This is a genomic window from Shewanella xiamenensis (assembly GCF_014647135.1).
Taxonomy (GTDB): Bacteria; Pseudomonadota; Gammaproteobacteria; order Enterobacterales; family Shewanellaceae; genus Shewanella; species Shewanella xiamenensis.
Genome location: NZ_BMOP01000025.1, coordinates 15,414 through 40,825 on the forward strand (window position 1 = coordinate 15,414; position 25,412 = coordinate 40,825).

At 46.3% G+C, this 25,412-nt stretch carries 23 protein-coding genes; 10 read left to right on the forward strand and 13 right to left on the reverse strand.

The window, feature by feature from the left end; all coding sequences use genetic code 11:
* Window positions 1–2: 2 nt before the first annotated feature.
* Window positions 3–1,382, reverse strand: a complete 1,380-nt coding sequence (locus IEY09_RS16815; RefSeq protein ID WP_188871964.1) for a Gfo/Idh/MocA family oxidoreductase — start codon at window positions 1,380–1,382, stop codon at window positions 3–5.
* Between the two features lie 336 nt (window positions 1,383–1,718).
* On the opposite strand from IEY09_RS16815, the gene IEY09_RS16820 reads away from it, so the two are divergent.
* Entirely contained in the window at window positions 1,719–2,153 is a 435-nt protein-coding gene (locus IEY09_RS16820) for a hypothetical protein (protein WP_037420263.1), read from the forward strand.
* Between the two features lie 133 nt (window positions 2,154–2,286).
* Here the strand turns inward: IEY09_RS16820 and IEY09_RS16825 are convergent, their stop codons facing one another.
* The 3 genes from IEY09_RS16825 to IEY09_RS16835 form a co-directional block, all read right to left on the reverse strand.
* On the reverse strand, window positions 2,287–2,958 hold the full coding sequence (locus IEY09_RS16825) for an RluA family pseudouridine synthase (protein ID WP_037428215.1): 672 nt from the start codon (window positions 2,956–2,958) through the stop codon (window positions 2,287–2,289).
* A gap of 79 nt (window positions 2,959–3,037) precedes the next feature.
* On the reverse strand, window positions 3,038–3,592 hold the full coding sequence (locus IEY09_RS16830; RefSeq protein ID WP_372841892.1) for a protein disulfide oxidoreductase: 555 nt from the start codon (window positions 3,590–3,592) through the stop codon (window positions 3,038–3,040).
* 19 nt (window positions 3,593–3,611) lie between these two features.
* Window positions 3,612–4,226, reverse strand: coding sequence for an acyl carrier protein phosphodiesterase (locus IEY09_RS16835; protein ID WP_037428216.1), 615 nt, complete (start codon window positions 4,224–4,226; stop codon window positions 3,612–3,614).
* A 188-nt stretch (window positions 4,227–4,414) separates the two neighbouring features.
* Between IEY09_RS16835 and IEY09_RS16840 the strand changes: the two genes are divergently transcribed.
* The 9 genes from IEY09_RS16840 (at window position 4,415) to IEY09_RS16880 (ending at window position 12,638) form a co-directional block, all read left to right on the forward strand.
* Window positions 4,415–4,621: a hypothetical protein gene (locus IEY09_RS16840; RefSeq protein WP_172589791.1), complete on the forward strand. Its 207-nt coding sequence runs from the start codon at window positions 4,415–4,417 to the stop codon at window positions 4,619–4,621.
* Window positions 4,622–4,685: 64 nt separating this feature from the next.
* A complete protein-coding gene (queA, locus tag IEY09_RS16845) occupies window positions 4,686–5,723 on the forward strand; it encodes a tRNA preQ1(34) S-adenosylmethionine ribosyltransferase-isomerase QueA (RefSeq protein WP_037428218.1) in 1,038 nt (345 codons plus the stop codon).
* Between the two features lie 161 nt (window positions 5,724–5,884).
* A complete protein-coding gene (gene tgt, locus IEY09_RS16850; RefSeq protein WP_011622165.1) occupies window positions 5,885–7,009 on the forward strand; it encodes a tRNA guanosine(34) transglycosylase Tgt in 1,125 nt (374 codons plus the stop codon).
* A gap of 26 nt (window positions 7,010–7,035) precedes the next feature.
* Window positions 7,036–7,368 carry a preprotein translocase subunit YajC gene (gene yajC / locus IEY09_RS16855; RefSeq protein ID WP_023267664.1) on the forward strand — a complete coding sequence of 111 codons (333 nt, stop codon included), beginning with the start codon at window positions 7,036–7,038 and terminating at the stop codon, window positions 7,366–7,368.
* A 17-nt stretch (window positions 7,369–7,385) separates the two neighbouring features.
* A complete protein-coding gene (secD, locus tag IEY09_RS16860; RefSeq protein ID WP_188871966.1) occupies window positions 7,386–9,236 on the forward strand; it encodes a protein translocase subunit SecD in 1,851 nt (616 codons plus the stop codon).
* A 12-nt stretch (window positions 9,237–9,248) separates the two neighbouring features.
* Complete coding sequence (gene secF, locus IEY09_RS16865; RefSeq protein WP_188871968.1) at window positions 9,249–10,196, forward strand: protein translocase subunit SecF; 948 nt, start codon at window positions 9,249–9,251, stop codon at window positions 10,194–10,196.
* A 261-nt stretch (window positions 10,197–10,457) separates the two neighbouring features.
* Window positions 10,458–10,775 carry a putative signal transducing protein gene (locus tag IEY09_RS16870; RefSeq protein WP_037420242.1) on the forward strand — a complete coding sequence of 106 codons (318 nt, stop codon included), beginning with the start codon at window positions 10,458–10,460 and terminating at the stop codon, window positions 10,773–10,775.
* A 320-nt stretch (window positions 10,776–11,095) separates the two neighbouring features.
* On the forward strand, window positions 11,096–12,007 hold the full coding sequence (locus IEY09_RS16875; RefSeq protein ID WP_055648740.1) for a precorrin-2 dehydrogenase/sirohydrochlorin ferrochelatase family protein: 912 nt from the start codon (window positions 11,096–11,098) through the stop codon (window positions 12,005–12,007).
* Between the two features lie 85 nt (window positions 12,008–12,092).
* A complete protein-coding gene (locus IEY09_RS16880) occupies window positions 12,093–12,638 on the forward strand; it encodes a YaeQ family protein (protein ID WP_037420235.1) in 546 nt (181 codons plus the stop codon).
* 44 nt (window positions 12,639–12,682) lie between these two features.
* On the opposite strand, the gene IEY09_RS16885 is transcribed toward IEY09_RS16880, so the two are convergent.
* From IEY09_RS16885 to putP, 9 genes are all read right to left on the reverse strand, one after another.
* Window positions 12,683–15,112 carry a S8 family serine peptidase gene (locus tag IEY09_RS16885; RefSeq protein WP_188871969.1) on the reverse strand — a complete coding sequence of 810 codons (2,430 nt, stop codon included), beginning with the start codon at window positions 15,110–15,112 and terminating at the stop codon, window positions 12,683–12,685.
* Between the two features lie 585 nt (window positions 15,113–15,697).
* Complete coding sequence (locus IEY09_RS16890) at window positions 15,698–16,096, reverse strand: rhodanese-like domain-containing protein (RefSeq protein ID WP_037428230.1); 399 nt, start codon at window positions 16,094–16,096, stop codon at window positions 15,698–15,700.
* Window positions 16,097–16,121: 25 nt separating this feature from the next.
* Window positions 16,122–16,334, reverse strand: coding sequence for a YgaP family membrane protein (locus IEY09_RS16895; RefSeq protein WP_037420227.1), 213 nt, complete (start codon window positions 16,332–16,334; stop codon window positions 16,122–16,124).
* A gap of 41 nt (window positions 16,335–16,375) precedes the next feature.
* Window positions 16,376–19,618, reverse strand: coding sequence for an efflux RND transporter permease subunit (locus tag IEY09_RS16900; RefSeq protein WP_188871972.1), 3,243 nt, complete (start codon window positions 19,616–19,618; stop codon window positions 16,376–16,378).
* Window positions 19,619–19,653: 35 nt separating this feature from the next.
* Window positions 19,654–20,667, reverse strand: coding sequence for an efflux RND transporter periplasmic adaptor subunit (locus IEY09_RS16905; RefSeq protein ID WP_188871974.1), 1,014 nt, complete (start codon window positions 20,665–20,667; stop codon window positions 19,654–19,656).
* 186 nt (window positions 20,668–20,853) lie between these two features.
* Window positions 20,854–21,570 (reverse strand): SIMPL domain-containing protein, encoded by a 717-nt coding sequence (locus IEY09_RS16910; RefSeq protein ID WP_055648744.1) that lies wholly within the window; start codon window positions 21,568–21,570, stop codon window positions 20,854–20,856.
* Between the two features lie 158 nt (window positions 21,571–21,728).
* Window positions 21,729–22,115 carry a VOC family protein gene (locus tag IEY09_RS16915; RefSeq protein ID WP_188871976.1) on the reverse strand — a complete coding sequence of 129 codons (387 nt, stop codon included), beginning with the start codon at window positions 22,113–22,115 and terminating at the stop codon, window positions 21,729–21,731.
* A gap of 100 nt (window positions 22,116–22,215) precedes the next feature.
* Window positions 22,216–23,511, reverse strand: a complete 1,296-nt coding sequence (locus IEY09_RS16920; RefSeq protein WP_069455254.1) for an OmpP1/FadL family transporter — start codon at window positions 23,509–23,511, stop codon at window positions 22,216–22,218.
* A 339-nt stretch (window positions 23,512–23,850) separates the two neighbouring features.
* Window positions 23,851–25,302 (reverse strand): sodium/proline symporter PutP, encoded by a 1,452-nt coding sequence (putP, locus tag IEY09_RS16925; protein ID WP_037428237.1) that lies wholly within the window; start codon window positions 25,300–25,302, stop codon window positions 23,851–23,853.
* Between the last annotated feature and the right edge of the window lie 110 nt (window positions 25,303–25,412).

Below are 25,412 nucleotides of genomic sequence, written 5' to 3' on the forward strand. Positions count from 1 at the left end.
ATTTAGGCTCCCACAATCCCTAGGGGCTTAGCATGTTCCCATGCACCGCGGGTAAAGTCGGGAAAGTTTACTGAGTTACTGCGATTATTGAGTGATTGTTCACTTAAAATATTGACCACAGACCAAGCCGCACCATCATAGACATCCTGATCGAGTGCCTCGCCGTTACGTAGGCAATAGATCATTCGCCAAAGCATCACAAAATCCATGCCACCGTGACCGCCGTTGATTTCGGCTTCTTTACCAATACGTTGCCACAGTGGGTGATCGTATTTGTCATACCACTTTTGCATGTCCATATCCCACTCGTGGTAACTCTGACCAAAACCCCCATTTTCGATTGCGATACGATTAGGGAAGCCAGCAAACACACCGTTAGTGCCTTGGATTAGATTATGGCGACTGTAGGGTCTTGGGGTGGTGGTATCGTGTTGAACCATAATGGTTCTGCCTTTCACGGTTTTAATCAGGCTAGTGCTCATATCGCCATTAATGTATTTGAGCTGATTACGTTCATGATCGGCGGGAAATTCTCGCTTAGCATATAAAGCACGACCTAAAGCTGGCGAACTCATGGAAGTCAGGTAATCGAATCTGTCACCACGGTTGATATTCATATACTGGGAAATAGGCCCTAAACCGTGAGTGGGATATAAATTACCATTGCGTTTAGTATGCCAATAAGTGCGCCATGAGCCGGTTTTATGATCAATTTCTTTCATTTGCCAGCGCAGTTCATGGATATAAGCGGCTTCGCCGTGGAGTAATTCGCCAAATAAGCCTTGGCGCACCATGTTAAGCACCATCAGTTCTTCACGGCCGTAATTGACGTTTTCCATCATCATGCAGTTTTTCTGGGTACGCTCGGCGGTATCGATGATTTGCCAGCACTCTTCGACTGTGAGGGCGAGTGGTACTTCAACAAAGGCGTGTTTACCACTTTCCATAGTGTCGATAGCCATTGGAGCATGCCATTCCCACGGAGTGGAAATAATCACAATATCAATGTCATCACGGTTTAATAGCTCGCGATAGCTCAGATCATTGCCGGTATAGATCGCAGGTTTTGGCCGTTTTTGTTTAACGACATGCTCAACGGCTCTATCAATAACCGCTTGGTGCGTATCGCAAATGGCTTTTAGCTCCACGCCATCTAAGTGACAAAACTGTTCGACATGGCTAAATCCACGCTCTCCCACACCGATAAAACCAACTCTAACCACCTCCATTTTAGGGGCAATGAGTCCAATAACTGATTTCCCACGACTGGGTTTCGGGGCAACGTTACTGGCGGTAGCGTCGAGGGCAATATTGGCCGTAACAAGGCCGGCAGTGACGGCGCCTGCGGCTTTCAGAAAATGGCGGCGATGAATATTGTGCATAGGCTTCCTGCTTTATTGTTGTTTATTTGTAGGGCGATTTTAATCCATCTTGTTATATCAGAATCTCACTGTAAGTGGACATTAAAAGATGTAACAAGCTCATTCATACGTAATTAAATAAACCGTATTGCAACAGGTTATTTATCTTTACTTTAGCGATAGGTAAATAGTGATAAAGATCGCGTTTTTATTTTCTAATTAAGCTACACTGCCCATTAATTAATCAAGCTAAATTATCTTTTAGTTTTTAAATGTTTAGCAAATTAAATTTAACCAAAAAATTACATTTTTTGATGAGTTTGACGTAATTTGCGACTCGGGGGAGTAAAGCGGTAAATGGGTTCTATGCTTAATGTACTACCACAACTGACGTTCACTTTAGGTGAGTGGGTATTGCATAAGGATATCAGGATGTCTGGGATTGAAAAACGCCGTCGCCTACATTGGCGGGAGACAGATATGCAAAATCGTGAAATTATTGGTCGTTGGTTAGATGAGCGTCCACTGCTAGGTGACAAAATTACCCTCTATAAAGAAGCGGATAAATATTATTTAGAAACTTGGTTCAGTGATGGCTGCCATAGCTTAGATGAAGTCAATTTAACTGATACGCCACAGGGCAAAAAAGTAGAAGATGTGGGCGGTAATTTCTTCGGTGAGTATTTTATGGTAACGCCTAATATGCAACTGCAATTTTGCAACGAACAGGGCAGTTATTTTCAAGTAGATAAATTAGTTGCGGATATTGATTTTAATCAGCGTGTTGCTTAAAACGGTTGTGATTTTTTAATGGCAACTGAGTTGGGCGAATAATATTCCCTCTCAAGCTTATCCCTGTGTAGCGGGATGGTCAGGTTTGGTTAAAACAGAGGTCGCTTAACGCGACCTCTTGTATTTTTGCCGATTATTCATTGAAAGGATGCTGACTGAAAAAATGCATCCTTTTACCCGAATACGGATGGGTAAAGCTCAAGCTTTGGGCATGGAGACACAGCCTCGGTCTGGCCTTGATCACCTCAGCATTACCATAAAATTCATCCCCTAAAATGGGATGCCCAAGGGCGAGCATATGTACCCTAAGCTGGTGGGTTCGGCCCGTTTCTGGGGTTAATTCCACTAAGGTGCTGTTTTCGCGTCTTTCAAGCACTCGGTAATGGGTAAGAGCACTTTTCGCGCCAGCCGTCCCCGCCGCTTGGGTCTTTTGATAGGGTGGATGCTCGGGGTCGGGGGCGATAGCTAAATCAATTATACCTGCATCCAGCTCGACCAGTCCCATGACCTCAGCAATATACACTTTCTCACTTTGTCGATCTTGAAACTGGGTTTTTAAGTGGGATTCGGCTTTTTTATTGCGCGCAAAAACCATAATTCCTGAGGTGGCGCAGTCGAGTCTGTGCACCAGAATCGTTTCAGGATAAAGACGTTGCAGCCGAGTGAGGGCACAATCGAAGGTATGTGCGGCTCTGCCGGGATTAGACAATAAGCCCGAAGGTTTATTAATAACGATCACATCTCTATCTTGATAGCGAAGATCTAACCAAGGGACTGAAGGGGGCTGGTAATCAAATATCTGCATCGTATCCTCATCTTTTGCGTGGCCATACTAGCAAAATATCAGTTACTAAGCAGTATATTCTCAACAATGTCATGGGGCATTAAAACTGCGCTAACCATAATCTAAACTTCATCCCCCAGGTAGACGTTACTCCTGAGGTAACGTAACGAATATTTCCTTGCGTATCGATAACATAAATGGCTGGAAATGCCATCGCGCCCCAGAGAGCACTCTGCGTTCCACTATCATCATTAAGTACCGGAAAGTGATATTGATATTCATCCATAAAGGTTTGAATCTCACTATCACTACCTGAAGCAACGGCGACTGAAATCACCCGATGATTTTGGCTGATGGTCTCAACCATCGGCGATGTTACGCGGCATACTGGGCACCAGGTTCCCCAGAAATAGACTAATGTTGGCTCAGTTTGGGCTGTATTAAGTGCAAACTTGCCGCCATCAATGGTAATACCGCTTAATACTGGCGCTTGGCCTGTGACCATATCCCGTTGTAAATAGAGGCTTACCCCATAGAGCAGTAGCGCCATAATGGTTAAATCCCTAAGCTGCTTTAGCCAAAATCGAGGGCTTTGCAGTTTTTGTTTCCATCCCTTTGGATGAGGTGATTGCTCCCTTGAGCTTGCTCTTATCACTGAGATGGTCTCCTCGGGATTATTCGGGTAAATAGTCACTCGGAGTTTTACGGCTCCAAATACGGGTATAGGCCATCAACTGGGGGTAGAAGGTACGAAAGGCGGTTTCTGTCTCAATCTGCATTTGGGCTAAAATTTTATCCGCACCGTTAAATAAGGCACTGTGCGGATGACCTTTGGCCCTTTGGGTTAATGCCTGTTGAATGCCCTTAGGTGTGGCGTAGCCGTTTAACCAATCTTGACGGCGCATATCGGCGATAATGTCTAGGCATAGCTGAGGGTGATACACATCGCTTTGCGCGGCAAATTCTGCCAGTTCACTATAGGCTTTTTGGCTAAAATCAGGCAGTGACAGATGATGATATTCTTCCCAGTAGAAGGCTAAATAATAATCGAAACTGATGAACATCAAATCTGCTGCTATACTTGTTAACTGTTTAGGAAACAATGCGATGAGTTCTTGAGTCAACTCATGGGTCGCACAGAGCTGATTGATTTCATGGTTTAACCACAGTCCTTGGCGTAGTGCTTGTGGGGCATTGTCTATCGACGCGGTAATAAAATTGCCTGCTAGATTGGCACCAAGGTGGGTTTTACTGATATCAGCCAGATGTAAGTGTGTAAGAATGTTCATTTTTTGTGCTTGGTTAATCGCGTTGGTTCACGTTATCATGGGCAGGCGCGCTGAGGAAAGTGCAAATAGGCAAAAATCGTGTGCTTTTGTAAGGTAGTGCTAGATTCAGCATTTCTAACAGGAGTGTAAATGCTGATGCTAAAGACAGAAAATGCGCTAATCAACTAACCTGTTAAGGATCATGGACGATGTGGAACTGGTTCATCAAAATGCTTGGTAAAGACGAGCGTCCCAAACGTAAAAAAATGCTGGTTGATATTCCCTATGAGCAACATAGTTTCAGCATCGATCATTTTGCTCGCACTCGGGCTAAATATGATGTGGATGACGCATTGAGCTCAAATACGCTCAATGAGCAGGATGCAGTGACCGATATGGATATCGCGAACAAGTAATCTTGATCTTATTGGCCTCTAACCATAGACTAGCCGCCGTTCTAAGCTATCTAGAGGCCTTTGCATGCGCGTAACAGACTTTTCCTTCGATCTTCCCGACGAACTCATCGCTCGTTATCCCATGGCGCAACGTACGGCGTCACGTCTGTTAACCTTAGATGGCAATACTGGCACGCTCGCCGATAAACAGTTTACCGATCTGCTGGAGATGATTAATCCCGGCGATTTAATGGTATTTAACAATACCCGGGTGATCCCAGCACGTTTATTTGGCCAAAAGGCCAGTGGTGGCAAACTCGAGATTTTAGTTGAGCGTATGCTCGATGATAAACGTATCCTCGCCCATGTGCGCAGCTCTAAATCCCCGAAAGTAGATAGCATTATTCATCTCGACGGCGGTTATGAGATGAAGATGGCTGCTCGCCATGACGCCTTATTTGAACTCGAACTCTTATCCGATCTCACAATTTTAGAAGTGCTCGAAGCAGTAGGGCATATGCCATTGCCACCTTATATCGACCGTCCCGATGAGGATGCCGATAAAGAGCGCTATCAAACCGTGTATAACCAGAACCCCGGTGCGGTTGCCGCGCCTACGGCGGGTCTACACTTTGATGATGTCATGCTTGAGGCATTAAAAGCCAAGGGCGTAAATATCGCCTTTGTGACTCTGCATGTCGGTGCCGGCACCTTCCAACCCGTGCGCGTCGATAATGTGCTCGAGCACAAAATGCATTCTGAGTGGGCCAATGTGCCGCAGGATGTGGTGGATTTAATTGCCCAAACGAAAGCGGCAGGCAAACGTGTGGTTGCTGTGGGCACGACGTCTGTACGTTCACTGGAGAGTGCGGCCCGTGCAAGTGAAGGCGAACTTAAAGCCTTTAGCGGTGATACCGATATCTTTATCTACCCTGGGTATCAGTTCCAAATCGTCGATGCCATGATCACTAACTTTCACCTGCCGGAATCGACGCTCATCATGTTGGTTAGTGCCTTTGCCGGTTTTGATCATGTTATGGCGGCGTATCAACACGCAATCACGCAAAAATATCGCTTCTTTAGCTATGGCGATGCCATGTTTGTGACGAAAAAAGCTCACTAGACCAAGATTTTGTTTTAAAATAGCCGCCCACATTGAGTTTGGGCGGGTATTTTTTTCAGCCAAAGGTTGAACCTTTTTGAACTGTCCCTATCTCTATTGTTAATCAAAATGGCGCTTGCCATTAAAAATGTAGTCAGACTGTTTATCTGGCGAGGTGAATGATGAAATTTGAACTTGACACTACCGACGGCCGTGCGCGCCGTGGTCGCTTGATTTTTGAACGTGGTACAGTGGAAACCCCAGCATTTATGCCTGTAGGGACTTACGGTACGGTAAAAGGGATGACGCCAGAAGAAGTGCGTGCTACTGGCGCCGATATTCTGCTCGGTAACACTTTCCACCTGTGGTTACGTCCAGGCGAAGAAATCATGCGTAAGCATGGTGACTTGCACGATTTTATGAACTGGCAGCGTCCTATTCTGACCGATTCGGGCGGTTTCCAAGTGTTCAGTTTGGGTGACATTCGTAAAATTACCGAAGAAGGTGTGCATTTCCGTTCGCCAATCAACGGCGAGAAAATCTTCTTAGATCCTGAAAAATCAATGCAAATTCAACATGCATTGGGCAGTGATGTGGTGATGATTTTTGACGAATGTACTCCATATCCGGCGACAGAAGATGAAGCGCGCAAGTCAATGCAGATGTCACTGCGTTGGGCTAAGCGTTCACGCGATGAGTTCGACCGTCTGGAAAATCCCAATTCATTATTCGGGATCATCCAAGGCAGTGTTTATGAAGATTTACGCGACGAGAGCTTAAAAGGCTTAGTCGAAATTGGTTTCGACGGTTATGCCGTCGGTGGTTTGGCCGTAGGTGAGCCTAAGGAAGACATGCACCGCATTCTTGAGCATGTCTGTCCACAAATTCCTGCTGACAAGCCGCGCTATCTGATGGGGGTCGGTAAGCCAGAGGATTTAGTTGAAGGTGTGCGTCGTGGTATCGACATGTTTGACTGTGTGATGCCAACCCGTAACGCCCGTAACGGTCATCTGTTTACCAGTGAAGGTGTGATTAAGATCCGCAATGCGCGTCATCGTGATGACACTTCACCGCTCGATCCTAAGTGTGATTGTTATACCTGTAAAAACTATTCACGGGCATACCTTTACCATTTAGATCGTTGTAATGAGATTCTGGGTGCGCGTTTAAACACCATTCACAACTTGAGATACTATCAAATGTTAATGGAAGGTTTGCGCGGGGCGATTGAGACGGGTACATTAGACGCCTTTGTAAAGGACTTCTATACCAGTCAAGGTCGTGAAGTACCAGAGTTAGTCGATTGATTTTTTGCTAATAAGAAGAGAAAACTATGTTCATTTCAAATGCATATGCAAATGCTGCAGGCGCTCCACAGGGTGGCGGCACCATGGAATTGATTTTCATGCTGGTGATTTTCGGTCTGATTTTCTATTTCATGATTTTCCGTCCGCAATCTAAGCGTGTTAAAGAGCACAAGAACCTGATGTCATCTTTAAGCAAGGGCGACGAAGTCCTGACCAGCGGCGGTATCTTAGGCAAGATTGCAAAGATCAGCGATGAAAATGACTACGTGTTACTGAGCTTGAACGACACGACTCAAATTACAATTAAAAAAGATTACATTGCAGCTGTATTGCCTAAGGGCTCTATCCAGTCGTTGTAAGCCAAGAGGGCTCAGGCGTGTTAAATAAATACCCAATGTGGAAAAACATTATGGTGGTGCTCGTCATCGTCATAGGTTGTTTCTATGCCGTACCTAACCTGTTCGGTGAAGATCATGCGGTGCAAGTAGTGGCGACTCGAGGTGCTGAAGTCACGGCATCTACCCAAGCCAGAGTGAACGAGCTGTTAGCCAGTAAGGGCATTGCGGTAAAACGTTCTGAGCTTGAAAAAGGCCAATTGTTGGTTCGTGTACAAAACGCGGATCAACAGTTGCTGGCCAAGGAAACCATCGCCGAAGACTTAGGCGATAAGTTTACCGTGGCACTTAACCTTGCCCCTGCGACGCCGCAGTGGCTCGAGTCTATGGGCGGTAGCCCAATGAAACTCGGTCTGGACCTTCGCGGTGGTGTGCACTTCTTAATGGAAGTGGACATGGGCGAAGCCATCCGCAAGATGGAAGAGGCCAAAGTGGCCGATTTCCGTTCTCAATTACGTGAAGAAAAAATCCGTTACGCGGGCATTCGCAACAATGCACAAGGTATCGAGATTAAATTCCGTGACAAAGAAAGTTTAGCCAGTGCAGAACGTTTCTTAAAATCGCGCAGCAATGACATGGTGTTCACCGATGTGACCAAGGGTGAAGATTTTGCCCTGCAAGCCGTGATGAGCGAAACCTATCTCAAGCAGATTAAAGAAGAAGCGCTGCAGCAGAACATTACCACTATCCGTAACCGTGTTAACGAGTTAGGGGTAGCTGAGCCTGTGGTGCAACGCCAAGGTGCTGAGCGTATTATCGTTGAGCTGCCAGGTGTACAAGATACGGCTCGTGCCAAGGAAATCTTAGGTGCAACAGCATCGATTGAATTCCACATGGTGGACGATAAGGCCGACCCCAATGCGGCGCAATCTGGCCGTGTACCTGCGGGTTCTGAGGTGTATCAACGCCGTGAAGGCGGTCAAGTGGTTCTGAAGAAGGAAGTGATGCTAACGGGTGATCATATCACTGGCGCACAACCTAGCTTCGACCAATACAGCCGTCCACAGGTGAGCATCAACCTCGATGCTAAAGGCGGTACCATTTTCTCTAACGTGACTAAGGACAATATCGGTAAACCGATGGCGACCTTGTTTATCGAATATAAAGACAGCGGTGAGCGTAACGCCGATGGCAGCGTTAAGATGCAGAAAATCCAAGAAGTGATTTCTGTGGCGACCATTCAAGCGCGTTTAGGCCGTAACTTTGTGATCACCGGCTTAAGCCATGGTGAAGCGCAAAACCTCGCACTGCTGCTGCGTGCTGGTGCCCTGATTGCGCCCGTATCGATTGTGGAAGAACGTACTATCGGTCCAAGCCTGGGTGCAGAAAACATCGAAAGCGGTGTGCAAGCCATGATTTGGGGTATGGCAGTCGTACTTATCTTTATGCTGGTTTATTACCGTAGTTTCGGCTTGATCGCTAACTTAGCCTTAACGGCCAACTTAGTGATGGTGGTTGGGGTGATGTCTATGATCCCTGGCGCCGTATTAACTCTGCCTGGTATTGCCGGTATGGTGTTAACAGTGGGTATGGCGGTTGACGGTAACGTACTGATTTACGAGCGTATCCGTGAAGAGTTACGTGCAGGTCGTAGCGTACAGCAGGCGATTCACGAAGGTTACGGTAACGCATTCTCTACCATCGCCGACGCTAACATCACTACCTTCTTGACAGCGCTGATCTTGTTCGCCGTGGGTACTGGCGCGATCAAAGGCTTCGCGGTGACCCTGATGATCGGTATTGCGACATCGATGTTTACCGCTATCGTGGGTACTCGCTCAATCGTGAACGCGATTTGGGGCGGTAAGCGCGTGAAGACGCTGTCTATCTAAGGGGAAGCGATAATGTTAGAAATTTTATCTTTAAAACGTACGGTTAACTTCCTCCGTCATGCGCTGCCTATCAGTATTATGTCGGCCATTTTGGTATTGGGTTCGCTGGTTTCTCTGGCGACCAAAGGCATTAACTGGGGCTTAGACTTTACCGGCGGTACTGTGGTTGAGATGGAGTTTACTCAACCTGTCGATTTGAACGTGTTGCGTACTAAGCTGTCTGCGCCTGAATTGGACGGCGCAGTGGTGCAAAACTTCGGTTCGAGCCGTGACGTATTAGTGCGTCTGTCGGTGAAAGAAGGCGTGAGCAGCGATGCTCAGGTTAAATCTGTGATGACAGCTGCTCAGCAAGTGGATGCAGGCGTTCAACAAAAACGTGTTGAATTCGTTGGTCCTCAAGTGGGTAAAGAACTGGCTGAGCAGGGCGGTTTAGCCGTGTTAGTTGCACTAATCTGTATCATGATCTACGTTTCGTTTCGTTTCGAATGGCGTTTGGCTGCGGGTTCAGTCGCGGCATTGGCCCATGACGTGATTGTGACCTTAGGGGTGTTTTCAGTATTTCAACTGGAGTTTGACCTAACAGTATTAGCTGGTGTGTTAACGGTAGTCGGTTACTCACTGAACGATACCATCGTGGTATTTGACCGTATCCGTGAAAACTTCCTCAAGATGCGTAAGAGCGATCCTGAAGAAGTCGTGAACGTTTCAATTACCCAAACCATGAGCCGTACCATTATCACGACGGGTACGACGCTGGTGACAGTTGTTGCGCTGTTCCTGAAGGGCGGCACCATGATCCATGGCTTTGCGACCGCACTGTTACTGGGTATTTTCGTTGGTACTTACTCTTCTATCTATGTGGCGAGTTTCTTAGCGATCAAACTCGGCATTTGCCGCGAGCATATGATGCCAGTTGAGATAGAGAAAGAAGGTGCAGATCAACCACCGATGATGCCGTAAATTGGTCTCAAATTAATCTATTTTAGATACCAATATTGTTAATAAAAATGCCACTTTTAAAGTGGCATTTTTTTCGCCATGATTACGCGCTTTCGATAATCTGCTATCAAACTCACAACTTTATAGTGACTAATGCTGTAAAACGTAAATGTTAAATTGATTAACAACTGGCGTAAAAAACAGCACTCGACAGGCTCAGTTATTTCACTGTAGGATGTCGGCTGCCGCTATTTTTAAAAGATAAATGCAGTAGGAAGTCGCATGGAAGAACGTAAAACATTAATTGCTGGTGGAAACCTATTACAGGCCCATACATGGAAGGGATTATTAGAAGCCTGCGGTATTCATGTGGAGTTGCGTGGAGAGGCCTTGTTGGGTGGCGTCGGTGAGTTACCTGCCAATCTTCACAATGTTGAGCTTTGGGTTCGAGAGTCGCAGCTGGCTAACGCACAAGCGCAATTAAGCGGCTTGGATGTGGTTAGTCCCCAATGGCAATGTGTACAGTGCCATGAGATGAATGAGGGCAGCTTCGAATTGTGTTGGCATTGTAGTGCTGAGCGTAGCGAGAGCCATAATTAATTTACTCATCAATCCATCTATCGTCGGGATCCATATTCCCGACTATCATTGCATATTTTTATTTAGATAAAAATTTTCTAACTTATTCATATTATTAAGTATTTATTGTTGAGTATCGTGTTAATCTACGCTGACTTATCATTTAGTTAGTACGATAAGATATGCCTGCATTATTCTGTCAGATAATGCGTTTATTCATAATGTTGAGTTAACGCTGTTTAGAATCAGAGCCTTGATTTTTATAGGCCAAAACAGATGTTAACCCTGTGCATGAAAATAATTGAAGTTTGTTTTTACTCAATATTTATTAGGCTTATACGATGCAATATTTCCCGTTATTTATTGATACCGTTAATCTGAATGTTCTGCTTGTTGGGGCAGGGGATGTAGCGAGTCGTAAACTTGCCTTGCTGACGCGTACCGAAGCGAATATCCATGTTATTGCGCCAGAGGTAAATTCTGAGGTGCAAGCCTATGCTGATAAGGGACGGATATTATTGTCACAACGATCAGTCGTGCAGGCTGATATTCAAAATTACGATCTTATTTATCTCGCAACGGCCAACGATAAACTCAATAGTGAATTAGCGACCTTAGCCACTGAGCGTGGCATTTGGGTTAATGCCGTGGACAATCCCGCTTTTTGCCGTTTTATTACGCCGTCCATCGTGGATAGAGGGCGCCTTGTTGTGGCGATCAGTACGGCAGGGGCCGCGCCTGTATTTGCCCGTACCATCCGAGCGAGATTAGAAGCCAGTCTACCGCAATCCTTGAAACCGCTATTTGACTTTGTGGCCGACAAACGTCTCGAAGTACAACAACGCCTCACCAAAACCGCGACACGTCGATTATTTTGGGAACGTTTTTTCGATACCAATGGTGATAGGTTTGATGCACGTACGCTAGAGCATTACCAAAATGCTTTTAACCATATCGTCAGCCGTGGAGAAATCCTGTTATTGGATGAGGCTACCCCCGTCGAGTTATTGCCGCTGGCGGCCATGCCGTTACTGCAACGCCTTGACTGGATTTATAGCCAAGAGACCTTAACGGATGAATTATCAGAATTCGTTCGCCGTGATGCTAACCGCGGCGGATTACTCGCTCTGAGCGAAATAACTCACGAATATGAGCAGGGCACAAGAATGCTGATTGTTGCCGATACTCAGAAAATTAATCAGCTAAAGGCCCACTTTCCTGTCGCGAAGCATTTACGCCCCGGTGCGATTTAGTCTTCTTTATCGTAGTTTGTTTGAGCTGACGGCGAGTCTTAGGTAGACTCGCCGTTATTTTTTATCATTAAGCTTAGGATGTACTATGGCGCTTAAAGCGACCGTGTTTAAGGTCAATCTTCAGATCGCTGATATGGACCGGGGATATTATCAAGATCATCAACTGACGTTAGCTCAGCATCCTTCGGAAACCGATGGTCGCATGATGGTGCGTTTGCTGGCTTTTATCCTCAATGCTTCCGAGACCTTAAGCTTTACTAAGGGATTGTGTGTGGATGACGAACCCGAACTGTGGGATAAGAGTCTCTCAGGGGAAGTAAACCTGTGGATTGAGTTTGGCCAAGCCGATGAAAAATGGCTGCGTAAGGCGAGCGGCCGCGCGAAAGCGGTGCAGCTGTTTACCTACGGCGGACGTAGTGTTCCTATTTGGTGGAAACAGAATCAAGCGGCATTAGAGCGCTATAAAAATTTGAAAGTATGGAATATTGCCGAAGAGTCAGTGACGGCGATGGAGGCGTTAGTGAGCCGCACTATGTCGCTGCAAGCGTCTATCAGTGAAGGGCAAGTCTGGCTATCTGACAATGAGCATAGTCTGCTTATCGAACCAGAGATGCTTAAGGATTATCAATAATAAAAGAGCCTGTGATTGCAGGCTCTTGTGTTAATTCGCTGTGATTATTGGAATTTCAATTCCCAGCTATCGATATAGCCTACGTCACCACGGCCGCTATCTACCGCTTTAAGTTTCCACACACCGCTTGACTCAACGCCAGTCATATCCACTGTGTAGCTCTTATTGATATTATCTGCGCCTGCGCCAGTGTTGCTATGCAGTGTTGCCGTTTGGCCTGTAGGGCTGATGAGCTGCACTTTTAAGTCACCAATATAAGGGTGAACAATATTCACCACGGCAGTCACTGTGCCTGAGTTACCCGTGCGAGTCACTGTGATTGGGCTCGTGATACCTGTGGTCTTGTTATCAGGAATATTGTAGTTATCGGTGTTGGTGTAGCTTGCTGGCGTGGTCGGAGTACCACCACCGCTTTGGGCTGTGTAGCTTGCGGTTAACGATACACCGCTAAAGGCTGAATAGCCTTTCACCATCGCGTAGTAAGTACCTGATTGAACGTTGCTGATTGGGCAAGATTCACTGTTACCACCTTTGTATGGACGGCAATCGTAGTTTGAGGTCGTTGGCGCTGCGCCGTACTGTACGTACAGATCCGCATCACCCGTGCCACCGTTCATCACAAAGCCTAAGTTAGTTGCACCCTGTGGTACTTCAAAAGAGAAATGCAGTTCTTCACTGGCGGCGCCGCTTAGACCTGTTTTTGGCACACCGTTCACTAACACGCTGTCAGTTGGTGTAGGGTCAACCGGATCCGTAGGACCATTACAGGACGCATCTAAGAAGGTTTTCGCTGCAACGGCATTGACCAGACCATAACCATAGTAATCATCACGGCCAGCTGTGCCTAAGTCTTCAGCCGTTTGCTTGAGTGCATTACGCACCTGAGCAGCGCTACATTCTGGGTGATAGCTCCACACTAAGGTTGCCACGCCTGACACATGTGGAGTCGCCATCGATGTACCGTTGTAGTACTCGTAGTCTTTATTACCTTGGTTGCTCACGGTAACGGTTGCACCTAACTGGTTACGCAGTGCTAGACCGGTTGCACGGTCAACAGACACTGACACCATGTTGATTTCGCTGTTAGCATCGACCAAGAAGGGGTTTTGTAGTCCAGGTAAGGCGGTGTTACTGTACACGATAACAGCGCTAGCGCCCGCATTCTTACAGGCTTTTACCGCATTGATTTCTGGATAAGAAGTGCCTTGGTTACCCACTCGCTCAACTAGACAGACTTTGTTGGTCATATTGCCGCAGTTGAAGGTTGAGCCGCTAACCGTACATTCGGCTAAGGTTGCGGTTGCCGTGCCATTGTATGGATTGGGCGCATAGTTAGTGCCTGATGGCGTAAAGCGATTGTGTGGCACAACGCCGGAGTTAAAGTATGACTGACCACCGATAGTAATATCGGCTAAACGTCCTTCACCGCGTGTAACGGTAGAGAGAATGGCTTCACCAGGACCAGAGATCTCGACTTGGTTGGTGTATTGCGAGAAGGCTGAGTGGTCTTTGTGATTATCAACAGACGCTACTGACATTACCGCATCGTACGAAGCGGGGTAGCTATGGGTATTGTTACCATCGTTACCCGCGGCTGCAATCAAGAGTACGCCGTTATTGTAGTGGGCGGCTAAGGCATTGCGCTCGGTTGTACTTGAGCCTGCGCCACCTAAACTCATGGTGACCACATTGGCGCCATTATTAACACAGGTATCGACCGCGGATACGAGTGAAGATGAGTAACCCCAGCCAGCTTCATTAAATACTTTAATCACATGGATATTGGCATTTTGATTTGGCATCACGCCAATCACGCCGTCGTTGTTGGCGATCGCCGCGATAGTACCGGCAACGTGGGTACCATGGGCATTGTTATTGCCAGGTTCAAACCAATTACCGGTGCCGGAGTTATTGGTGCCTGTGACATTGTTACCGCTTAAGTCGCTGTGACCACGGTCATAACCTGAGTCGATAATACAGATGGTGCGGTTACCCGCTTGGCTATCGCTTAATTGGGTCGCACCCACAAAGGTTTGTCCCCAGGGTGTTGTTTCGTTTAAGAGCCTACGTGGCATGTCTTCTTCCACATATTCCACATCGGCGCGGGCTCTTAATGCCTTAATGCCATTGTTATCTAGCTTGACCGAGTAGCTGTTACTGCGGCCGATACGCTTCATTTCTTTGGCTTGCGCCTTGTTCAGCACACTGTGCTGGGCGCTAATTTCAGTCACTTTAGGCTGGTAGTTCATGGTGGTGGGTAATTGGTCGCTGACTTGAGCACTATCGACAGACATCAGAGCGGGAGCATCGGCATTTTTAAATTTAACGATATAGCGCTTAGGCAAAGGAGAGGTCTGTGCTTGCATCGCTGCGTTGAAACCCGGTACGTCGGGGGCAGCATGAACACTTGCTGAAATTGCAATAGCTAAGCTGGATAAACTCAGGGCTATTTTAGTGGTTCGGTTGATTGTCATGTTTTTCTTCCATGTTCAATTTAGAGTTAATCATTATTATTTTGTGCTTTTAAAGAATAACTACGACTCAGATGCTACTCGGTTAGTGAATTTATCTTTCGTGTAAGTATTTGTAAATTAAATGTTAATGGTATGGCGGTTGGTAAAATTGACTGAGGTAATAAGCGAATTTATTGAATAAATAATCAATTGTTACAACTTGTAACGAATGTGTTGGCACTATTTATGTTTATTTATGTGGAAAAGGTGAATAAGTAAAAGTGAATTCTAGCGGCTTTAACAGCGAATAATGGGCTGAGGTAGTTGTATAAATTATTGAAATTTAAATTTATAATTTTTTGGAATTAAAATGTGAGAAATCTGTAGTGTTTTTCGGTGTTTGATATTGAGTTTAATTCAAGTGATTGATTATGCAATTTTATTGAGTTAATGCGTCGGTGGTTTGGCATTTGCCAATTTATTGGCTTTTATGCATGAGCGCAACAGGATAATCGACTAGTGAGTGGTGGGTGAGATACATGAATCTCGGCAGAAATATAAAAAAGCGCCAACTGGCGCTTTTCCATCGTGAATCGAAACAGCAAGTTACTCTGTTTTAGGCTGAGCGTCGGCTAAGGTCTGATAACCGCCACCGTTATAGGTTTGAGTGTAACCCGCCGCGACTAAGGCTTCGGTCGCGATACTGCTGCGTCGACCGCTGCGGCAATACAACACCACTGGCGCATCTTTGGCGATACCGCGTTTAGCGAATTCTGCGGCGACTTGCTCAAAGGGAATATTAACCGCATTGGCTAAATGGCCCGCGGCAAATTCCTCAGGGGTGCGAACATCAAGCACCATGGCCCCAGCAGCGATTTTCTCCCATGCTACTTGAGGCTGTTGATCTGCCGCATTTGCTGCATGAGGTACTATGGAGAGTGACAAAAGACTCAATAGGGCTACTCCAAGTAATTTTTTACTGCCAAACAGTAACTTGTTAAACACTGACTTTCTCCTTTGCAAATCTGCATTAACGTTGTTTAGCGATTTCAGCTTCGGATTTGACGCCGAGTTTGCGTAATACCATTGCCGCTGGGCAAAAACCCGTGAAAGCGCTTTGGAATAGGTTAGCGCCAACGAAGGCGGTTAACCACAAAAAGTTATGGTGAACAAAAGCGGTTAATACCAAAGACAGTAACACCATAAATCCGGCAAAGGCCATAATGCTGCGTTCGAGTGACATAGCTTGCTCCTAGCGGCAGCGCGATGGCTGCCTATTGTGGGTTAATCGGCTGTTTGAGTTAAGTTTATGCGATTTTTCATCGCCGCGTAGTAAAGCACAGGGATCACGATTAGGGTCAGTAAGGTCGAGATAAAAATCCCGAAAATCAGACTGATCGCAAGCCCGTTGAAGATTGGGTCGTCCAAGATAAACAGGGCGCCAATCATGGCCGCTAAAGCGGTCAGCATAATCGGCTTGGCCCGCACGGCGCCCGAGTGGATGACAGCGCGCTCAAAGGGCACACCTGAGGCGGTTTCCTGATTGATAAAATCCACTAATAATATCGAGTTACGGACAATAATCCCCGCTAAGGCAATCATGCCAATCATCGAGGTGGCGGTAAATTGTGCACCAAGCAGGGCATGACCCGGCATCACTCCAATCACCGTCAGTGGGATGGGCGCCATAATGATAAGCGGCACGAGATAGGATCTAAATTGGGCGACGACCAATAAGTAAATTGCAATCATGCCCACGGCATAGGCGATACCCATATCTCTAAAAGTTTCATAGGTGATCTTCCATTCCCCGTCCCAAAGTACGGCCACTGAGTCTAAGCCTGTTGGTTGGTGGATATAATGCTGATCGAAACCTAAGCCACCGTCGCCGTCGATTTTGCCTGCCATGTCAAACATGCCATAGAGCGGACTGTCGAGCGGGCCTGCCATATCGGCAACCACCATCACCATAGGGATCATATTCTTATGGATAATAGGGGCATCGATTTTTCCGCGCTTGATGGTCACCAGCTCAGACACGGGCACGGATTGCCCAGTTTGGCTTTGTAACTTCATGTTTAGCACTTGCTCTAAATCGATTTTCGCCCCTTCTTGCAGTTGCAGGCGGATAGGCACGGGGTGTTTTTGCTGAGCAATATGCAAGTAGCTTACATCCTTACCGCCTACTGAGGTCGCAATTAAATCAACGATATTGCTATAGGGCACCGCCATCAGGCTAGCTTTCGAGCGGTCGATCATCACCTGCCATTTTTGCTGTGCTGCGGGTAAGAAGATATCAATATCGACCACATCTTGAGTCTCACGGAACAGTGACTGCAGATCATAAGCTGCTTGTTCACGAATCGCAGGACTTGGGCCATAGACTTCGGCCACAATCGGCGACCAGACTGGTGGGCCTGGTGGTACTTCAACCACTTTTATATTGGCTTGATATGGCGCACCTATTTGCTGTAGTTCCTCTCTCACTGAGAGTGCAATGCTATGGCTATCGCGTTTGCGATGCTTTTTATCGACTAAATTGACCTGAATATCGCCTAGTTCTTGGCTATTACGCAGGAAATAGTGACGCACTAAGCCGTTAAAGTTCATTGGCGCATTGGTGCCAGCATACAGCTGCAAATGTTCCACCTCGGGTATAGTGGCAAGGTAACGACTTAAATCCTGAAGTACGCGCTGGGTTTGTTCCACTGGTGTGCCTTCTGGCATGTCCACCATCACTTGGAACTCTGACTTATTATCGAAGGGCAGCATCTTTAACACCACGAGCTGACCTATGGGCAAGGCCACGGCGATACCGATCAATACAAATACACCCGCAGCGAGTCCAATCCGTGCTTTACGGGCGCCTTTACCTAATAGGAAGGGGCCAATTAGACGGGTAAACAGGCGCACCATTTTACTTTCATTTATCACGGCATCGTCGCTGTGGACAGTTTCGGTAGCTGGGCCACTATGGTGTTTGAGCAGCTTACGGCTTAGCCAGGGTGTGACCACAAAGGCAACCACAAGGGAGATCAGCATGCCCATACTGGCGTTGATGGGAATCGGGCTCATGTATGGGCCCATTAGTCCTGACACAAATGCCATGGGCAGCAGGGCAGCGATAACCGTAAAGGTGGCGAGAATCGTCGGGCCGCCGACTTCATCCACTGCAACGGGAATGAGTTCACTAAAGGATTTTTTACCCAGCGCCATATGCCTGTGAATGTTTTCCACTACCACAATGGCATCGTCGACCAAGATCCCGATGGAGAAAATCAGCGCGAAGAGTGACACTCTGTTGAGGGTAAATCCCCACGCCCATGAGGCGAATAGAGTGATCGCCAAGGTGATAATAATGGCGACACCGACCACTAAGGACTCGCGGGCGCCCATGGTTAAAAATACCAATACGACAACGGCGCTGGTGGCAAAAATCAGCTTAAGAATAAGGGTGTTAGATTTATCCGCCGCCGTCTCACCATAGTTGCGCGAAACAGTCACTTCGACATTGCTGGGGATCAACACATTCTTGACCTTAGCAATGCGATCAATCGTTGCATCGGCGATATCGACAGCGTTTTGCCCCGGTTGCTTACCTATGGCAATCGTCACCGCAGGGTAAATATCTGTCTTGTCACTGTGCCAAACGCTTTGAGTGGGAATATCACTCTTTAAACTGATGTCGGCGATATCGGCCAAATAAACCGGGGTAGGCTTGCCGTTTTTATCCTGCGAAATACTCACAACGAGCTGTTTTACATCGTCTATTGTTTGTAAAAATTGCCCAGCCTGAACCTTAATCTCTTGATTACCTTGTACTAAAGACGCAGGCATCGAGATGTGATTATTGTCATTTAGGCTTTGTCTCAACTTGTCGTAGGTGAGATTAAAGCTATTCATTTTGGCGGGATCGATGCGTACATTGGCCACTATTTCATGTTGGCCGACGGTGTATATCTCCCGCGTGCCCGGGATACGCTTGATTTCGGTTTCTAACCCTTGCGCAACATGGGTCAATTGTTCGGCAGATACCTGTTTATCCTTGGACCATAAGGTCAGGCTAACAATAGGCACATCATCGATACCGCGTGGTTTAATCAATGGTTCACCCACTCCCGCCCCTTGCGGCAGTTTATCCATATTGGAATAAATCTGGTTGTAGAGACTCACTATGGCATCATTGCGGGTTACGCCGACTTTAAAGATCACAATGATCATGGCGCCATCGGGTTGGGAGAAAGAATAGAGCGTGTCTATCCCTTTGATTTCAGAGATCACTTGCTCGGCGGGCAGGGTGACTAAGTTTTCAACTTCGACCGGAGTGGCGCCAGGAAAGGGGATAAAGACATCGGCAAAGGTAACGTCAATCTGTGGTTCTTCTTCCTTTGGGGTCACTAAAATAGCAAATAAGCCGAGCAATAAGCCTAAAAGTGCCAGCAGCGGTGTGATGGCACTGTTTTGGAAGGCGGCCGCAATCCGACCCGAAATACCAAGTGTCATCGGAGATTCATTAGCGTGTTTCATTCAACAACCTCATCAAATTGATATCGCTAGGGAATTTATTGCTTTTGCTCAAGCAACACTTGGTAAGCATCCATGGCGACAATATCTCCGGATTTAAGTCCTGCGAGTATTTCCACTTCACCATTGACAGGTTCTGATACTCGTACCTGAGTGAGTACAAATTGCTCGCCTTTTTTCAGGTAAACGCTACTGAGTTCATTCATAGTGATTAGCGCTGAGGTCGGTAGCTGGATTTTTTCTCGCTCGCCATTTTTAAACAGCGCCTTGGCCCAAGTTCCGGGTTGCAGGTTAGGTTCATCCTTTGGCAGGTTAATCCGCACTTGATAGCTATGGCTCACGGGATCGGCAAAGCTAAAGATGGTGAGGTCCTTAGAGAGGATTTCACGACCATCATTTAAGCGTACTAAAAATTCTGGGGCGTTTTTTAGCTGTTGAATATAGCGTTGTGGCACTTGGGTGATAGCGCGCATTTGGCTTGGTGAAAATCCAGAGAGTAGCGGCTGACCGACAATCACGGTTTCACCTAATTCGACTAAACGCTCGGTAACAATCCCGCTAAATGGGGCCGATACCACAGTATATTTGAGAGACTCAGTCGCCTTGATAACCCGCGCCTTAGCCGCACTCACGGCTTGTTCGGCAGCTTTAGCATTGGCGGTTGCTTCATCCATAGCGCCTTTTGAAATCGCGCCTTGGGGAAAGAGTTCTTTGTAGCGTTTATATTGTGCCTGCGCCTCCACATTTAGTGCGGTGGCTTTGGCGAGATCGGCTTCATAGCTTGCGAGTTCAGCGCCTTGCTCTTTACTAGTTATCTCGAGTAAGGCTGCGCCTTCTGGTACCACATCATTGACATCGTAGTTGAGTTTGACGATACGCCCTGAGGTTTGCGCTGATACCGTGGCAGCTTTTACCGCCTCAATATTGGCATCTAAAGTCACCCAATTCGCGTAGGGTTTGCTCATCACTTCGAGAGTTTCTAAAGAAGATGCCTGCGTCGTGAAGGTAGAAAATGCTAATAATGTGAACAGAGTTCGTGATATTGCTGCCATAACAAATCATCCCAAAAGTAATTCATGAGTAAATTCTAATGGAGTTGGTTTCAATAGGCAATCAATATTTATTAGAAAAATTTAATGTAATCGATTTCACTAATATAGGGGAAAGGCGAATGCGTTTTCCCTTACATCAATCGCCATCGTCATCATTTTTAAGCCGCAATCAGAGCGGCTTAAATATCAGTCGTTTAAATAATAGGTCAGCGTAGAAACAATGCGAATTTGTTTTATATAAGGCGTGCTGCTGTCACGATCGGAAATCGTGAACTGGCCTTGGCTGGCACTCTTAATCTTACCCAGACGCGATTGTGAGTCCTTAGCAAACTTTTCGGCCACTTCCCGCGCATTTTGCGTTGCTTCCTGCACCATGATCGGTTTGACATCATTGAGCGCCGTAAATAAAAACTCAGTGCGGTTTTCATAGTCTTGGCTGGCGATAGCAATGCCTTCTTTAACTAAGTTTATCATTTGCTTACGGGTGCTTAGCATGAGATCAATTTGTGAGGTATAGACAGAGAGATTAATCTTAGCCGAGTAACGATACCTGACATTGGGGTCGACATAGCCTTGGGCTTGACGATCTTCAATGGATGGCAATGACACCGTAATCTCACTGTCGCTAAATCCACTTTCTTTAAGGAAGGCGACGACTCTGTCGGTTTTTTGCTGAACAGTTTCATAAAGTTTAGGGAGGTTGTTGTCGACCTCAGTAAAGTTAATCGGCCAGATAGCGATGTTGGCTTTGACTTCTTTTTCTGCAAGACCTTTTACGGTGACTGTGCGTTCTAGTGCTTTCATTTCTAGTAGCGCTGAGCTGGCGCTTTGTCCAACATAAACCATGCCTGCACATAAAAAACCACCGAGCACGATGGCGGGAAGTAGATAATTGCGTTGCATAACAGACTCTCTTGATAGAATTCCTTCAGATACCTTACTTCAATTAGCTAGCTTTGTGCATAGGCAAATGCCTAACACATTCAACTTTATACTAAATGCTCAGGTGTTATTCAGGATTAGCATCATGCTGTTGTAAAAGTGGCTTGTAAGTTAACCTGTTAGCTTATGGGTGGGATTGCACTAGGTTGCCACAATTCGACTTTATTACCATCGGGGTCAATAAACCAGCCGAAACGGCCGAATTCAGAGTCTTCAATATCGCCGATTTGCTCGCCGCCACCCTGCGTGACTTGAAGTAGGGCTTGCTCAAGATCGTCCACGATAAAGTTCACCATAAAGCTTTTATTCGTGGGGGCAAAATAGGTCGTGTTATCGTCAAACGGTGTCCATACATGGTAACTCGGGATGGATTTATCACTATGATAGAACGCCGCGCCTCCCCAGTTTTCAATAGGGATCTCAAGGTGAGTTTTATACCAGGTTGCTAAGGCAACGGGATCGGTACTTTTGAAGAAAATACCACCAAGTCCAATGACTTTTGCCATAAGGGTTATAGAGTGAGAGGAATATGGATTAACTTTAGGCAATAAATACGCAAGATACAAAAAAGCCGCAAAAATGCGGCTTTTTTGTGTTCGAAACAGCTTAGAACTGGTAGCTGTACTGTACTGAGTAGTACATACCGCTTGATTCAGTTACCGCGTTCACAGGGCCTGTGATTGCGCTGTTTTCAATCAGGTGAACTTCTTCACCCTTAATAAAGGCAATACCAAAGTCAAGGGTGTTTTGTGGATTGATGTGGTAGCTCATACCTGCTGTGTACCAGTTACGGTCAGAGTCTGGGAATGAAATCGAACTAATCTCGTCTACAACGCCTTGGTCATGCATATAACCCGCACGAACGGTGAATTGTTCGTTGATGGTGTAAGTACCACCTAAGCTGAATAACCATGAATCTTTCCATTGGTATTCTTTAAGGGCGATATCACCTACGCTTTTAGTGGCGCCTACAGCTGCAATTGTTGCTGTACCGTCTTTAGCTGTGATTTGATCAAAGTTGCCCCACTTACTGTATTGCGCGGTATAGTGCAGCGCAAATTTAGGCGTAATTTGATGGAAGCCCGCAACTTGGAAAATATCTGCTAGCGGTACATCTAAACTATCAAAACTGGTCGTAACAGGAACCGTACCCACACCAGGTATTGTTGTTGAGGTGATGGTGTTGATATCCCCTTCAACATTGACTGTTGGGCTGAAACGGTAGCTGATACCGAAACGGTTATCTTTATCTAACTCAACTGTGGCACCCACAATACCACCAAATGCCCAGCCGTCTGCGTCTACGTCAACCAGAGGCGTGGTGCCCATATTACGGGTTAAACGACCTTCACCATAGACGGCATCTACACCCGCACCGATGCTGAACATATCGTTGATGCGGTAAGACACGCTGGCGTTAAAGTTGACTGTTGTGACTTCTGTTTCACCAAGTAGGTCATAAGGTGCTGGTGAGCCTGCTGGTAAATTCTTCGAAAGTGAGCTGGCATCGGTACCTGTGCCAAAGTTAGAGAATGCCGCAAAACCTACGGCTAACTTATCGTCGATTGGGTGGATGTAGAAAATGTTTGGGATAACTTTAGAGCTACCCGCATCATCGATGCTGCCTAAGTCATAGGCGCCACCAGCAAAGTTAACGTCTTTAACGTCAACAGTAATATCGGCATAGGTTAAGCCGAAAGAGATCGCATCTTTATCAAATAATGCCATCGCTGCGGGGTTACGCGATAACACGGAAGCGTTGTCAGCAATAACAGCATCACCTGCAAAAGCACGACCCATACCCGTGGCCGATTGACTGTTTAATTGGAAACCCGAAGCGAAAGTCTGTGAGCTCGCCAATGCAACAGCAACAGCAAGCAACGTCTTGTTGAATGATTTCATTATTATTCTCTCATTATTTTGATATTGGATTTTGTTCGGTCCTAGTTACCAGAACAACGCGCAAATCCTTTTATAGTCTTCGGCATGTTAGGGATTGTGTGTAATCTCAACAAGTCCGACCAGATTTGAAATTTGTTAAATTTCAGTTAATTAAAACTAAGTTGTACTTTAGCTTGAACGAATGGTCTGGCCAGATGCTTGGTATCTATGGCTTTTAATTGGTGAGGTGGTTTTAATTGAGGTTAATACTTTGTAATGAGGCGAAGGTTAATAAAATTATACAAATTGTAAAAAGCGTACACTTGTACGCTTTTTACAAGAAGAAGCGATATTCGGCGGTTATAACGCTGACTTAAATTGCTCAAATTCGGCGGTGATTTCATCGCTTGGTCGAGTGAGTTTACTCACAATTACACCGGCGATAATGGCAAACATAAATCCTGGCAAAATTTCATATAAGTCAAAAATACCGCCAGAAAGTTGCTTCCAAAACACCACGGTTAACGCACCGACGATAATCGTTGCGATAGCGCCATTACGGCTATAGTGCTTCCAAAACAGCGACAAAAGCACAACTGGGCCGAAGGCCGCACCAAATCCCGCCCACGCATAACTCACCAGGTTTAATACACTGCTTTCAGGATTCAAGGCGATAACACCGGCAATCACTGCAATTGCAAGTACGCCCATGCGACCAACCATCATAAGTTCGCGATCATCTGCTTTAGGGCGTAACCATTTGCGGTAAAAGTCTTCGGTAATCACACTCGAGCACACCAATAATTGAGAATCAATGGTACTCATAATGGCCGATAAAATGGCCGCAATCAGTAAGCCTCCTATCCAAGGATTAAATGCCGCCTGAGCTAAGTGAATGAAGACAGTTTCGGCATTTGCGAGTGGTTCATTGGCAAAATACAATGATCCCGCCAAGCCTGTCGCTAGTGCACCGAGCAGGGATAAAATCATCCAGCTCATGGCAATACGGCGTGACACAGGCAGCGCATCGGCACTACCGATCGCCATAAAGCGCGATAAAATATGTGGCTGACCAAAATAACCTAGTCCCCAAGCCAAGAGTGATAACAAACCAATCACGGTAGTTTTATCGCTGATTAATGCCAGCATGGCAGGATCGATAGATTCAATGCCTGCATGACTCTCGGGATGAGAAAATACCGCAAACGGGATGATCAGCAGGGCAATTAACATCAAACAGCCCTGAAAGAAGTCGGTCCAACTCACGGCAAAAAAACCGCCAATAAAGGTATAACCTACGATAATGGCTGAGCCTATTACCAAGGCTACGTTGTAATCTAAGCCAAAGACCTTTTCAAATAGAATGGCACCGCCCACCATGCCTGAGGAAGCGTAAAAGGTAAAAAACACTAGAATAGTGATCGCGGAAACCAGCTTGAGATACCCCTGTTTATCGTGAAACCGTTTCTCGAAAAAGTCGGGTAGGGTGAGAGCGTTATCTGCTAATTGGGTATAAATGCGTAAGCGTTTTGCTACAAATAACCAGTTCAGCCAAGCACCTATCACTAAGCCAATACCAATCCACGCTTCACCTAAACCACCTAAATATACCGCGCCGGGTAAGCCTAACAGTAACCAACCTGACATATCGGAGGCGCCAACGCTGAGTGCGGTTACGGCGGGGCCCATTTTGCGGCCACCTAAAATATAATCATCCACAGTATCGGTAGCACGGTAAGCCCAAAATCCGATGCCCATCATCAATACTAAATAGCCAACAAATGTGATTAAAATTGGGGTTTCAATCGTCATATTGTTTTTATCCCATCTTGTTATTATTTAAAGTGGCAAGCATGCTACCAGATGTTTGAGCAAGAGCCCATTAGTAGATGGAGATGTGATCGAAATCCGACCTCCGATCG